Origin of the sequence: Streptomyces sp. MB09-02B (assembly GCF_033794485.1) — a bacterium.
Classification (GTDB): Bacteria; Actinomycetota; Actinomycetes; order Streptomycetales; family Streptomycetaceae; genus Streptomyces.
In genome coordinates, this window is record NZ_JARGEE010000288.1 from 1 (window position 1) to 11775 (window position 11775).

The 11775-nt window shown below is 69.1% G+C and carries 15 protein-coding genes; 7 read left to right on the plus strand and 8 right to left on the minus strand.

Annotated elements, in window-relative coordinates:
• The 3 genes from P1P70_RS30940 to P1P70_RS30950 form a co-directional block, all read right to left on the minus strand.
• Positions 1-486: helix-turn-helix transcriptional regulator (locus P1P70_RS30940; protein WP_319243635.1), on the minus strand; the 486-nt coding region annotated here is incomplete at its 3' end.
• 290 nt (positions 487-776) lie between these two features.
• Positions 777-1355 (minus strand): hypothetical protein, encoded by a 579-nt coding sequence (locus P1P70_RS30945; protein ID WP_319243638.1) that lies wholly within the window; start codon positions 1353-1355, stop codon positions 777-779.
• Positions 1356-1654: 299 nt separating this feature from the next.
• The gene (locus tag P1P70_RS30950; RefSeq protein WP_319243640.1) at positions 1655-2572 is read right to left on the minus strand and encodes a bile acid:sodium symporter family protein; all 918 of its coding nucleotides are present in this window, start codon (positions 2570-2572) and stop codon (positions 1655-1657) included.
• Positions 2573-2835: 263 nt separating this feature from the next.
• On the opposite strand from P1P70_RS30950, the gene P1P70_RS30955 reads away from it, so the two are divergent.
• Entirely contained in the window at positions 2836-3258 is a 423-nt protein-coding gene (locus P1P70_RS30955; RefSeq protein WP_319243642.1) for a hypothetical protein, read from the plus strand.
• 157 nt (positions 3259-3415) lie between these two features.
• Here P1P70_RS30955 and P1P70_RS30960 read toward each other — a convergent pair whose 3' ends face one another.
• Positions 3416-4180, minus strand: a complete 765-nt coding sequence (locus tag P1P70_RS30960) for a GntR family transcriptional regulator (protein ID WP_319243644.1) — start codon at positions 4178-4180, stop codon at positions 3416-3418.
• A 133-nt stretch (positions 4181-4313) separates the two neighbouring features.
• Here P1P70_RS30960 and P1P70_RS30965 point away from each other — a divergent pair, with 133 nt between their 5' ends.
• The 3 genes from P1P70_RS30965 (at position 4314) to P1P70_RS30975 (ending at position 5387) form a co-directional block, all read left to right on the plus strand.
• Positions 4314-4565, plus strand: coding sequence for a hypothetical protein (locus P1P70_RS30965; RefSeq protein WP_319243646.1), 252 nt, complete (start codon positions 4314-4316; stop codon positions 4563-4565).
• Between the two features lie 364 nt (positions 4566-4929).
• Complete coding sequence (locus P1P70_RS30970; RefSeq protein ID WP_319243648.1) at positions 4930-5130, plus strand: hypothetical protein; 201 nt, start codon at positions 4930-4932, stop codon at positions 5128-5130.
• Positions 5127-5387: a hypothetical protein gene (locus P1P70_RS30975; RefSeq protein ID WP_319243650.1), complete on the plus strand. Its 261-nt coding sequence runs from the start codon at positions 5127-5129 to the stop codon at positions 5385-5387. Before P1P70_RS30970 ends, P1P70_RS30975 begins: the two co-directional genes overlap by 4 nt.
• Before the next feature lie 121 nt (positions 5388-5508).
• On the opposite strand, the gene P1P70_RS30980 is transcribed toward P1P70_RS30975, so the two are convergent.
• Positions 5509-6093 (minus strand): TetR/AcrR family transcriptional regulator, encoded by a 585-nt coding sequence (locus P1P70_RS30980; protein ID WP_319243652.1) that lies wholly within the window; start codon positions 6091-6093, stop codon positions 5509-5511.
• A 90-nt stretch (positions 6094-6183) separates the two neighbouring features.
• Here P1P70_RS30980 and P1P70_RS30985 point away from each other — a divergent pair, with 90 nt between their 5' ends.
• Together P1P70_RS30985 and P1P70_RS30990 are read left to right on the plus strand one after the other, a co-directional pair.
• A complete protein-coding gene (locus P1P70_RS30985; RefSeq protein ID WP_319243654.1) occupies positions 6184-6630 on the plus strand; it encodes a DUF1772 domain-containing protein in 447 nt (148 codons plus the stop codon).
• A gap of 63 nt (positions 6631-6693) precedes the next feature.
• Positions 6694-7119, plus strand: coding sequence for a DUF4267 domain-containing protein (locus tag P1P70_RS30990; protein WP_319243656.1), 426 nt, complete (start codon positions 6694-6696; stop codon positions 7117-7119).
• A 148-nt stretch (positions 7120-7267) separates the two neighbouring features.
• On the opposite strand, the gene P1P70_RS30995 is transcribed toward P1P70_RS30990, so the two are convergent.
• Positions 7268-7606, minus strand: coding sequence for an inner-membrane translocator (locus P1P70_RS30995; RefSeq protein ID WP_319243658.1), 339 nt, complete (start codon positions 7604-7606; stop codon positions 7268-7270).
• Between the two features lie 186 nt (positions 7607-7792).
• The gene (locus P1P70_RS31000) at positions 7793-9862 is read right to left on the minus strand and encodes a glycoside hydrolase (RefSeq protein WP_319243660.1); all 2070 of its coding nucleotides are present in this window, start codon (positions 9860-9862) and stop codon (positions 7793-7795) included.
• A gap of 334 nt (positions 9863-10196) precedes the next feature.
• Between P1P70_RS31000 and P1P70_RS31005 the strand changes: the two genes are divergently transcribed.
• Positions 10197-11213, plus strand: coding sequence for a LacI family DNA-binding transcriptional regulator (locus P1P70_RS31005; RefSeq protein ID WP_319243662.1), 1017 nt, complete (start codon positions 10197-10199; stop codon positions 11211-11213).
• A 96-nt stretch (positions 11214-11309) separates the two neighbouring features.
• Here the strand turns inward: P1P70_RS31005 and P1P70_RS31010 are convergent, their stop codons facing one another.
• A complete protein-coding gene (locus P1P70_RS31010; RefSeq protein WP_319243664.1) occupies positions 11310-11546 on the minus strand; it encodes a hypothetical protein in 237 nt (78 codons plus the stop codon).
• Positions 11547-11775: the final 229 nt, after the last annotated feature.

Sequence of the window (11775 nt, forward strand, 5' to 3'; positions counted from 1 at the left end):
GAAGTGCACGTCCGGGTCGGGATGGTGCCCGGGGTGTTCTGCGAAGCCGCGCTGTTCGGCGGGGGTCCCGTCCGTGTCGGGGTGGGCGTGGGTGTGTGCGTGCGTGTGTGCGTGTCCTTCCTCGGCCTGGGCCTCGCCCTCGTCCTCGCTCGGTGCCCGTGTCGGTGCCGGTGCCGGTGTCGGTGTCGGGATCACCGCTTCCGGCGTGTCGGCGGTACGCACCCGCTGTCGAGCCGCGACGGCCGACAGCCACAGCCGGTGCAGTTCGAGCCGCTCCTGAGGTGTGGCGCCGCAGAAGGCCGCGAGCCGCTCCACGGGCGCGAAGTCCTGCGGCACGGCCTCGCCCGCGCAGTACCGGTGCAGCGTGGAGGTGTTCATGTTGAGGCGGCGGGCGAGGGAGCCGTAACTCCGGTCGGTACGGTCCTTCAGCCGACGCAGCGACGCCGCGAACTCGTCGGCATCGTCGTCCAGGTCCCGAATCGACATCGTTCCCCCGCCGTCCCGCCGTCCCGCCGCCCATGATCCCGCATCCCGGGCCCTGATGGCACGTGCACGTATCACTGCACGTTCACTGCACGGGGATGGTTCCACCGTTGTCCGAAGTACGGCAGCGGTCGCGCCGGCTCCGGTGGTGGACGACGTCGGATACGCAGCCGCTGACGGTTGCGTTCATGGCCGTCGCGCCCTGGGTCCCGCCCGCTGTTGTGCCGGGCGGGACGGCGCCCCACCCGGGACGGGCCGGGTGGGGACAGGCGGGGCTGGGGCGGGCTCCGCCGTCAGCGGGCGCTCGTGGTCCCGATGTCGGCGATGCGGTTGTACCGCTCCACCAGCACGAAGAGCTTGGTCTTCTGCGTCGTCTCCCCGCTGCCGAAGGTCAGGGTGACCACGACCTCGTGGCTGTGCCCCATGCTGCCGTTGTCGGTCACCGTCCACCGCGCGGGGACGTTCTGGGCGCGCAGCACACCGTCGGCCCCGTTCCTCTTCTCCCAGGCGGCCAGCCGGTTGGCGAAGTCGGGCGTCAGGTAGTGCTTGCGGAGCGCCTTGGCCAGTGTGGTGTCCGGGTCCGTGTAGTCGGCCTTCGCGTCGATGTACGCGCCGTAGAAGTCGGCGACGCGGGTCACCACGTTCCCGGGCGTACCGGTGACCGACTTCGGTGCGGCGGCGACCGGCTTCGATGCGGCAGCGACCGGCTTCGATGCGGCCGTGGGTGCCTTTGCCGTGGATGCCGCTACCGAGGCGTGGACGGACGCCTGTGCCGGCATCTGCGCCGACACACCGAGCCCGACAGCGAGGACAAGACCGGCGGCGGCAGCGCGGAGACTCGTACGACGGCGTGCGGAGAACTTCCTGTTCATGTGGGTCATCCTTCTCAGATCGTCGCACCGCGCTCGGACACAGAGGTGCCCGGTACGTGGGTGCGGGAGGGTGGCGTCGCCGGGTGGCTGCCGGGCCGGTCGTTGCGTCCCGGCCGGGGCGACACCCAGAGCTTCGAGGACGCCGGGGACCACCACAACGGCTACCGCCCCGTCCCCGGAGGGGGAACGGTCCCACCCTCATTGACCTGCGAAGAACGAAGTCCTGGGAATGCCCTGGAATGCCACCCGGACCACGCCGGACCACCCTCGGGGCTGGACAGGGAACCGGACTCGCGGTCTCAACCCGCCGTCGAGGGCGGCTGACTACCGGAGCGAGCCCCGGAACGTGGCCCGGAACGAGTCCCTGAACGAGTCCGGGTGATGGTGTAACCGAAAGCCGTCGCCAGGACGTACATCAGAACCGAGTAGACAGCGCTGGGAACCGCGACCTCGGTGCTGTCGAGGATGCTCAGTGCGATGGTGAGGGCCACCGTGGTGTTGTGGATTCCCACCTCCATGGCGCTGGCGACGGCCTGGGGCTCGTCGAGGCGAAGGGCTCTGGCACCGCCGTAGCCGATGCTGAGGCTCGCGAGGCAGAAGATGCCGGTGACCAGGCCGACTTGGCGAAGGTAGTCCGCGAGGTTCTCCCGCTCTCCCAGCAGCGCCGCCAGGGACACCGCGACCAGGACGACGATGGAGAACACCCGGACCGGACGGTCCGCACGGGCGGCGAAGTCGGCGGACCGCTTCCGGACGAGCATGCCGAGCCCGACCGGGATCAGCACGATGGCGATCACCTGCAGCACTTTGCCGAACTGCAGTCCCAGATCGCCCTCGGCATCGAAGTGGCTGATGGCCAGGTTGGTGACGAGGGGGATGGTGACGGCCGCCAGCACGGAATTGATCGCGGTGAGGGTGATGTTGAACGCCACGTCCCCGCGGAACAGGTGGCTGAAGAGATTGGCGGTGGTGCCGCCCGGGGACGCGGCCAGCAGCATCACGCCCACCGCGAGCAACGGGTCCACGTCGAAGATCTTGACCAGCCCGAAGGCGACCAGCGGCAGCACCACGATCTGCACGGTGAGCGCGAACACGACCGCCTTCGGCGACCGGGCCACCCGCTTGAAGTCGGCCGTGGTGAGCGAGAGCCCGAGACCGAACATGATGATGGCGAGCGCGACGGGCAAGCCCGTCGTGATCAGCGCTGAATCCTTCATGCCTCACGCTTCCTGGACGACGGCATGACGACAGCGGAGACTCCGAGAACTGCCGCACGGCCCGTAGGTCGCCACAGTGAAGCAGCACCGACCCTCTGTTACAAGAGTTGAGCTGACCGGCGTGATGGTGATCCGACAGGATGAGAGGAAGAGGCCTCTTTCAACAGTCCGAACAAGCTGAACGTCCGGCTTCCGGCCACGCCGGCAGTGACCGCGCTCTTGAAGCACCGGCCCGTATCCACCACAGACGAGAGGCCTCGAAGATGGCCGAGACGAGACGTGAACGCCCGCCCGGCTTGGACGCTCTCTCCCTGCCGGGTCCGCAGCCGAACAGCCAGGAGCACCCCGTAGAACGTCTGTTGGGGGATGTGCGGCGCGGCGTCGAACAGGCCCGGTATCTGCGCGGGATGGTCTTCCCGGAAATCGCCGTCGTGGAGAGGTCGTACGGGCTGTCGGAGAAGGAGGTGCGGTCGGCAATCAGAAGACTCCGAGACGAAGACCTGCTGCAGCTGCACGACGACTACCAGGACACCTACTTCATCGACGTCGGTCGAGGTATTCCGCGTCAAGAACCGACCGACTCGGAACTTGCCGCCCAGGTGACCGATCTGGCCGCGAGACTCCAGGAACTCAGCAACCGTGTCCAGACTCTGGAATCCCTGGTCCGGGGCCATGACGACGGGTGATCGCCGGCGCGAGGGAGGGCACCCCAGGACGAGGCCCTGATGATCCAGGAAGCCTGCCGCACCCTCCCGAACGGGACGCCGCTGAAGCGGTACGCACTCCCGTAGGACGGGACCAGCCCCCTGTATCTACGCACACATCACCTAGACCCCACGCGCTTCACCGCGCGGGCTGCTCGATCGGGATCTCGTAGGCGATCTCCCAACGCACGTCCGGCACGGTGATGTCCGCCGTCTCCACGGGGCGTCCGTCACTGTCGTAGTAGGTGCGCTCGATACGGGTCAACAGCTCACCGACACCGACGCCGAGCAAGTTGGCCTCTTCTTGCGTGGCCCGGCCAGGGCGCGGAACCTCCACGGCGGTCTCGACGACGACCCCGATCGAACGCATCCGCTCTACGACGCCCATGCCGGCGAGCGGCCCCATCTCCGGGAGGACGATCGGTGTGCCGTCGGTGATCGCCATGGGCTCCCATGACTCCGACAGCTGAACCGACTGCCCGTCAGCGAGGAACTCGTACCGCGTGACGACGCACGGGTGACCCTGATCGACGGCCAGGCGCCCGGCGATGTGCTCCGGTGCGGGAACGCGGGCCTGACTGTGCGACTCCCAAGTCCCGTGCCGCCCCTGCTCCTTCATGTCGGCGCGAAACGGCGAGCCGCCCCGATGCTCACGGTGCCGGGACCGGACCATCCGCAACCGCTCGCGCGGTGCGCGGACGTACGTTCCCGACCCGGCACGCCCCTCCAGGATGCCTTCGACGATCAGGCGTTCCATGGCACGTTGCGTGACATTGCGCCCCACCCCGTACTCCTCGGCGAGCAGAGCTCGCGACGGCAGGCGCTCTCCGACGGCCCACTCGCCCGCCCTCACCCGGCGGCGCAGGTCGTCCGCGACATCGAGGTACGGGGCCTCTCGCGACATACGGCTCTCCGTGCTGCCCAGAACGCGCAGGGCTGGTGGTGCGGTTGACGACGACATTGACAAGCTACTGCATCAGGTACAAGCTACTGAAGTAGAAGCACGCTACGTAATCACGCACTTACCGGGGAGACCTGTGCGCTCGAAGGCCGAATGCATTGCCGCTCGCCTGGCCGTGGCCACGGGGGCCGAGGTGCGCCGCGAGGAGACCGCCGTCGGTGTCCGACTGGAAGTGGACCTGCCGAGCGAGCTGAGTGAGACCTCACGCAGAGTCGTTCTGGCCGCCATCACTGGCACCGACGCGTACGGACATCGACGCACTGGTGAGAGCGACTATCTCTGGGCGCTTGTCATCGACAAGGCCGAACAGAACCCCGGCGACCGCTGACACGGCCCCGGGGCATGGCCGACCCAACCAGGAGATCGACAATGAACCTTGTATCACGGGCAGTTGCCCGGATCAGGACGGTGCTCTGCGGGCTGCGGGAATCGGACGACCCTCGTCCGCCCCTGCGCTCACGCTCTGCCCCGGATCCGCATCCGAGCCTGTCACCGGGCTGCCCTTCGCCCGAGATGTGGGCCGATTTCGTCGCAGGCGCCCGCCCCCACAGAGGGTCGCACCCGCGCCCTCACACCGCAGTGCCGCCCATCACCGCCGCCGACATCAGAAGCACCCTCGTCGGTGCCTACCTTCTGCCCCCAAAGACACGCCAACGCACACTGCACGCGACCCAGTTGACGGTGGCGCGCTGATGCCAGATCGACAGAGCACAGCCACGACACTCCGCCCCGAACTCCCCATGCTCCGCGCCTACCGCCTCTGGTTCGAGCACACCCGCAAGTGCGCCGCCGGTTGCAAGAGCGTCTCCAAGGCCCAGGACGGCTGCGAGGACGGACGCCAGTTGTGGGGCACGTACCGCCTCACGCGCATCGGAAAGGCGACGACGTCATGAGCTGGACCGTCGAACGCCCACCCGGCCGCCCCGTACGCCGCACCGACGACAACCACCTGGCCGTACCGCTCCGCCTGTCCCTCACCGGCGGACACAGCACGGACACCGAGCTGACACTCACCCTGACCGAAGCCGAGCACCTGCACGCCGCGTTGTGCCGCGCGCTCGACGGCGGGCCGACACCGCCGGCCGCACCGGACTGCCGTCAGTCGGTTCAGGCCTCGCCCGGGGCGGCGCACATCGTCGGGCGTGCGTAGAACGCGCCAGCACGGCCGGGCCCCTGAGACGGTCTCCCGATCGGCCAATGGCGTACGTGATGCCGCAGGCAGGCGGCGGCGGGGCCCAAGGGCCCAGCCGCGTACCCGCCGGGATGGTGTGTCAGACCATGGCGATGGCGAGCCGGTCCACCAGCAGCTCCACCCTCGGCTCGGTGTACTCCGGCGGCAGCCGTCCCGACCGGGTCAGGGTCGCCACCCCGTGCAGGGACGCCCAGAACACCTCGGTGAACAGCCCCGGGTCGACGCCGTCCCCGGCGACCTCGCCGAGGCACTCCAGCAGCGCGGCGAAGGCGTCCTTGAGAGGTTCCGGGGTGTCCTCCTGTGCGTACGCCAGACCGCCGTCGAGCTGGAAGATGGCGTCGTAGACCGCCGGGTTGCGTTCGGCGAAGTCGAGGTAGGCGCGTGCGAGGGCGGCGACCCGCTCGCGCCGGCCGTCCACGGCGGCGGTCGCGGTCCGCACCGCCGCAGCCAGCTCGGTGGCGCCCTGGAGGGCGACGGCGCCGATGATCTCGCGCTTGCCGCGGAAATGGCTGTAGAGGACGGGCTGGCTGTATTCGATGCGTTCGGCGAGCCGGCGGGTGGTGACCGCGTCCCAGCCTTGCTGCTCGGCGAGTTCACGGGCCGTCGCCACGATGAGGCGCTCGCGCTCCGCCCGTTCCCGCTGCTTGCGTTCCTGTACCGACATGATTCGATCCTAGCACCGCTAGACAATCGAGCGGCAGCAGTACTAGCGTTGCCACATCTTCTATCGATGCTAGATCCAGGAGGGGTCATCGTGCTCAACGCACTTCAGGTCGTCACCACCGTGGTCGTCGGCGTGATGGTGGGGGTGGAGTTCTCCGTCGCCTTCGTCATGAACCGGATCCTCAACGCCCTCCCGGAGGACAGCGGCCAACTCGGCCACGCCCACGGGGGCCGGATGCTCGGCGCCGTGATGCCGGTCTGGTACATCGGCTCGCTCGTCCTCGTCGGCATCTGGGCTGTCGCCGGACGGCACCACGGCGGCACCGGCCTCGTCGTGACAGCCGCCGGGCTGCTGATCCTCAGCGTGATCATGTCGCTCCTGCTGCTCGTCCCGATCGCCAACCGGGGCAAGACGTGGACCCCTGACAACCGGCCCGCCGACTGGAAGCAGCAGCTGAACCGCTGGGAGCGTCTCCACTACATCCGCGTCGCCGTCATCATCGCCGCCTTCGCCCTGCTGGTCACCGCCCTCACCTGAGCCCACGGGCTCACCCGCCCGGTCGTCAGCCGCAGTTCACGAAGACTCGCAAGGAGAAGAACGATGTCGTTGAAGAAGATCAACACCGTCCTGGCCGCCGCCTTCATCCTCTTCATCCTCTGGTTCGGGACAGAGTTCATCCTGAGCCCGGAGACGACGGCGCCGGGCTTCGGCCTGCCGAGCTGGCCGTCCGGCGACGGCGGCGGTTTCCTGATCATCAAGGGAATCCGCGACGTCGTCTTAGCCCTGGTCCTCGGCATCCTGCTGGTGACGGGCCACCGCCGGGCGCTGGGCTGGGTGCTGCTGGTGGAGGCCCTCGCCGCCTACGGCGACATGACCACAGTGCTGGCCCACCACGGCTCCGTGGCCACCGCGCTCGGCGTCCACGGCCTGACCGCGACGCTGATGACGGTCAACGGCCTGCTGATGATGCACGAGACCCGCAAGGTCGCGGCCGCTCCGGCGACGCCCGCCCCGCAGCCCGCCTGATCCCATCGGTCCATGGTGACCTGGACGCGCCATGGTGGCCCGGCGGGGGTCCGGGCCTTCGCAACTCACCGCTCAGCGGCCGAGTCGTCAGGGGGCGCCGGGCGGCCGATCGACAACAGCCACACAGTCGGCGAGGGCGGCATCAGCGTCAGGGCCAGTACCCCAGTGTGTAGACCGCCAGGAGGACGCAGAGTGTCAGCTGTACCGTGCCGATGACTTGGTGTCCGATCCGCAACAGCACCACGGCCGTTACGGCGACCAGCAGGGTGAGGGCGCCGAAGCCGAGCACCGGTCCCCAGTCCACGGGCGGCACGCCGGTCGCTGTCTGCCCGGTGCCGGCGTCCCTCCGGCCCAGGCCCCGGGCGGCGAGCACGATGGCGACCAGCAGCGCGGCCCCCGCGTCCGCCACCAGTACGAGCAGCAGGAGACAGCCGGAGGTGAGGAGGCCCTCTCCGTCTGCGGGCTGTTTCTCGGTGAGTTCGGGCATGGGTCGACGATCGCGCGGATCGCACCCTTGCATGCGGCCCGTCGCCGACTCGCAACTCAGGTGTACTCCGCTCTTCACAGGCCGAGCCGACTGACGCGTGCTGCCACCAGAAGGTCCACGGCACGAGGAAGCCCCAGGTCGATCCGGCGGATCTCGCGACCTGGGGCTTCTCGGCGGGAGTTGGGGCTACGGGGTCGTGGTCGGCGTCACGTCCGTCAGCTTCCAGCGCTGGTTCAGGCCCGAGTTCGGGGTCCAGACCCCCACGCCCGCGCCGTCGTTCGTCGACTGACCGTGGACGTCCGGGAGTTGGCCCGTGGCCACGTTCACCAGGGTCCACGTGCCGTTGCCCGTGGAGGACAGGATCCACTGGGCGGCCTCGTCGCGGGTGGCCGTGTCGCGTTCCGCCACCAGGGAGTCGAAGCGGATGGCCAGGCGCTTGCGCGAGGTCGGCTCCGTCAGGGCGTAGCGCGTCCGGTTGTCGGTCGGGCCCTTGCCGATGCGGTCCAGGGTCCACTGCTGGGCGTTGCCGGCCGCCGTGCTCGGGGTCTTGATGACCAGGCTCTTGCCGTCGGGGCCGACGGCCAGGTTCTTGCTGCTCTGGACGCCCGTCAGGGTGTACGCGTGGTTGTCCTGCAGCTCGGCCTTGGCGGCCGCCACCCCTGAGACTCCGTTGACCAGGAACGACGTCACCGACTGGGCCGGGACCGTGATGGTCGCCTTCTTGCCGGTGACCTTGACCGCCTTCTTGCGGATCAGCTTGCCGGCCGCGTCCGTGACCACCGGGGTGATCGTCGCCTTCTTGGAGACCTTGCCGAACTTCGAGAGGTCGACCGTCACCGCGCGGGACTCGGTCGTGTCGTTGACGTGGACGACCGTCGCCTTGTCGCCCTTCTTCGCCACCGCGGCCGTGCTCGACTCGTCGTTGGTCTTGATCAGACGGTCGCCCGGCTTGATGTAGTGCGTGAAGTTACGGGCCGTGTCGAACTTGGTGTTCGTGTAGATCGGGCAGGTCTTGAGGGTGTCCGACTTCTTGCAGGCGAACGAGAGCTGGATCGAGCCCCAGTTGCCGCCCTTCGCGGACTCGCCGCCCGGCTTCATGTTGTCGTAGTCCTCGACCGGCTGCCAGAAGACCCAGGCCTGGGGCTCCAGTTCGCGGAGGTCGTCGACGATGCGCTGGGCGAGGCCGAGGCCGGGGCGCATGTCGGTGAAGCTCTGGCCGTCGCCCCAGTCGCCCTCGACCTCGCTCATCCACAGCGGCTTGTCGGCGGCCTTGGCGAGGTCGCGGACCGTGGTGCGCTGGCTGGTGCCGTAGGTGTGGACGTTCATCTGGTCGACCAGGTCACGGACCTCCTCGGGGTAGGAGTTCCAGTTCGTGGCGAACGTGCCGGGGTTCGTCTCGTCCATCGCGGAGATCGTCGCGCGGCTGCGGGAGTCGTCCAGGACCGGGCCGAGCGCCCTGAGGACCTTCTGCTGGAGCTCGGGGCCCATGTGGGCGCCCTCCTGGCGGCCCCCGGTCGGCTGGCCGTCGGCGCCGAGCTTGGTGCCCCAGTAGTTGGTGTTGGGCTCGTTGAACGGGTCGAGGGTGTCGACCTTGATGCCGTGGGCCTTCTCCAGGCGCTCGGTGGCGCCGACCAGGTACTTGGCGAAGTCCTCGACCGACTCCTCCTTCAGCTGGTCCTTCGAGGAGTCGAAGCCGCCGGAGACGTAGCCGCTCTCCGTCATGAACCACGGCGGGGAGTTGCTGAAGGTCTCCCAGTGCGTGATGTCCTTCTTGATGCGGTCGACCCACCAGCGCTGGGTGGCGTCCGCGTTCTTGTTCCAGTCCTTCTTGTCGTCGGCGCTCCACCAGTCGACGTCCTCGCGGGTGGTGCCCGCCGGGGCCTTCCACCAGCCCTCGACCGCGCCGCCGGCCCGCAGGTAGTCCTTGACGTCGGGGGCGTTGCCGCCGCCGATGTTGTAGCGGGCGATGTTGAGGTTGAGGCCGTCCTCGCCGAAGAGGAGCTTGGCGAGCTTCTCGCGTATCGCGGGCGGGTAGTCGCCGGTCGCGTTGGCGAACCAGACGAGGCTGGTGCCCCAGCCCTCGAAGCTCTGGCCCTTGTAGGAGGGGTCGGGGCTGACCGTCACGGACGCGGCGGCGGGGGCCGACGTGTCGGCGTGCGCCATCGGCAGGGAGGTCGTGGCCATGGCCGTGCCGGTGGCCAGGGCCGTGATGCCGATGGCTCCCAGGAGCCGTCTCGTACGGGTGCGGTGTGCCATTCGAGTACTCCAACTCTTCCGTGTGCCGCGTCCCGGCGGTGCTTGCACGGAGATCGGGGCCGACGTTCAGCTGCGGCGACTTGCGGTCTGCGGTGTGCTGCGGCGGATGGGGGGTGGCGAGGTGTGGTGCGGTTCGAGGTGTTCTCGTATGGTTTGTCTCAGTGGATGTTTACGTAAACATCCACTGAGGCGGATGTCTACACTGTCCGAATCTCGGTGGTCAAGGAGTCGTCAGAAGTCGGGCCGGTCGATGGTGAGGAGTCGGGGGAACAAGGTGGACACAACCGACGGGCGGACGAGGAGACGTGGCGCCCGGCCCCGGCAAGGGCCCTCCATGGGTGACGTCGCGCGGGTCGCCGGGGTCTCCGCCCAGACCGTCTCCCGGGTCTCCAACGGATTCGCCGGGGTCAACGAGGACACCCGGCGGCAGGTCCTCGACGCCATGCGGGAGCTGGGCTACCGGCCCAACAGCGCGGCGCGGGCGCTCAGACGCGGGGAGTTCCGCACGCTCGGCGTGATCACCTTCTCCCTCTCCACCCTCGGCAACATCCGCACCCTCGACGCGATCGCCACCTCCGCCGCACGGGAGGGGTACGCCGTCACGCTGCTGCCCGTCGCCGTGCCGACGCAGGACGAGGTGAACGGGGCGTTCTCCCGGCTGGGCGAGCTGGCCGTGGACGCCGTGATCGTGATCATGGAGGTCCATCTGCTGGACGCGGCGACCGTGTCCGTACCGCCCGGGGTGCAGGTCGTGGTCGCCGACTCCGACGCCGGGGACCGGTACACCGTCGTCGACACCGACCAGGCGGGGGGCGCGCGGGACGCCGTACGGCATCTGCTGGAGCTCGGGCACGAGACCGTGTGGCACCTGGGCGGACCCGAGGACTCCTTCGCGGCGCAACGGCGGGCGAACGCGTGGCGCTCCACGCTCGCCGAGGCGGGCGTCCTGGACGCGCCGCCTCTCGTACGCGGCGACTGGTCGGCCGAGTCCGGGTACCGGGCCGGGCTGCGGATCGCCGAGGAGGCGGACTGCACGGCCGTGTTCGTCGCGAACGATCAGATGGCGCTGGGGTTGTTGCGGGCGCTGAACGAGCGGGGGCGCCGGGTGCCCGAGGACTTGAGTGTGGTCGGGTTCGACGACATTCCCGAGGCCGCGTCCTTCCTGCCGCCCCTGACCACCGTCCACCAGGACTTCGCGGAGGTGGGGCGGCTGTGTGTGGAGGGGGTGCTGCGCAAGATGCGGGAGGGCGGGCAGGTGGAAGGGGAGAGAGAGCAGCACGGGACGACGCTCGTACCCACGCGGCTCGTACGACGGCGGAGTACGGCACCGCCACCGGGGCGCGTCCGCTGAGCGCTCGGGCTTCCGTCCGCTGAGCGCTCGGGCTTCCGTCCGCCGAGTGGTCAGGCCTCCGTCCGCCGAGTGGTCAGGCCTCCGTCCGCCGCATGCTCAGAGGACGCTCCTCGTCGACCCCTCGCTCTGCTCGCGCCGCTGCTCCTCCCCGCGGCCGGTGACTTCGCCGTACGCCCGGTGGAGGCGGCCGAGCTCCCAGAGCAGGTAACCGCTGGCTCCGGCGAACGGGAACCACGTGCCCAGGTGGAAGACGAGGACCGGCATGTACAACAGGCCGACCAGGACGACGAACTTGAACAGGATGGCTGTGTACGGCTGACCGTGTTCGACCATGATGTGCCCTCCCCTGCCGTGGATCCACGCTGGGCGCGATCGCGTGCATGGCCCCCCTCGGCCTCTGTTTCGCCATGATGCCTTCGGGGCGGTGGGTTCGCGAGAGCGAGCGAACGTCGCGCCACGTATCTTCACCTGTTTCTTGCGAGGAGGCCCCGGGGTTCACGCCGGGGGAGGAATCGCATCCGGGTGTCGCGACGCGGAGTGTCGCCGCATCCGGTTCAGGGCG

Bases quoted from the DNA above. Each gene is read 5' to 3' on its own strand.
- P1P70_RS30945 (WP_319243638.1), bottom strand. From the start codon at position 1,355: ATGAACAGGAAGTTCTCCGCACGCCGTCGTACGAGTCTCCGCGCTGCC.
- P1P70_RS30950 (WP_319243640.1), bottom strand. From the start codon at position 2,572: ATGAAGGATTCAGCGCTGATCACGACGGGCTTGCCCGTCGCGCTCGCC.
- P1P70_RS30955 (WP_319243642.1), top strand. From the start codon at position 2,836: ATGGCCGAGACGAGACGTGAACGCCCGCCCGGCTTGGACGCTCTCTCC.
- P1P70_RS30960 (WP_319243644.1), bottom strand. From the start codon at position 4,180: ATGTCGCGAGAGGCCCCGTACCTCGATGTCGCGGACGACCTGCGCCGC.
- P1P70_RS30970 (WP_319243648.1), top strand. From the start codon at position 4,930: ATGCCAGATCGACAGAGCACAGCCACGACACTCCGCCCCGAACTCCCC.
- P1P70_RS30975 (WP_319243650.1), top strand. From the start codon at position 5,127: ATGAGCTGGACCGTCGAACGCCCACCCGGCCGCCCCGTACGCCGCACC.
- P1P70_RS30980 (WP_319243652.1), bottom strand. From the start codon at position 6,093: ATGTCGGTACAGGAACGCAAGCAGCGGGAACGGGCGGAGCGCGAGCGC.
- P1P70_RS30990 (WP_319243656.1), top strand. From the start codon at position 6,694: ATGTCGTTGAAGAAGATCAACACCGTCCTGGCCGCCGCCTTCATCCTC.
- P1P70_RS30995 (WP_319243658.1), bottom strand. From the start codon at position 7,606: ATGCCCGAACTCACCGAGAAACAGCCCGCAGACGGAGAGGGCCTCCTC.
- P1P70_RS31000 (WP_319243660.1), bottom strand. From the start codon at position 9,862: ATGGCACACCGCACCCGTACGAGACGGCTCCTGGGAGCCATCGGCATC.
- P1P70_RS31005 (WP_319243662.1), top strand. From the start codon at position 10,197: ATGGGTGACGTCGCGCGGGTCGCCGGGGTCTCCGCCCAGACCGTCTCC.
- P1P70_RS31010 (WP_319243664.1), bottom strand. From the start codon at position 11,546: ATGGTCGAACACGGTCAGCCGTACACAGCCATCCTGTTCAAGTTCGTC.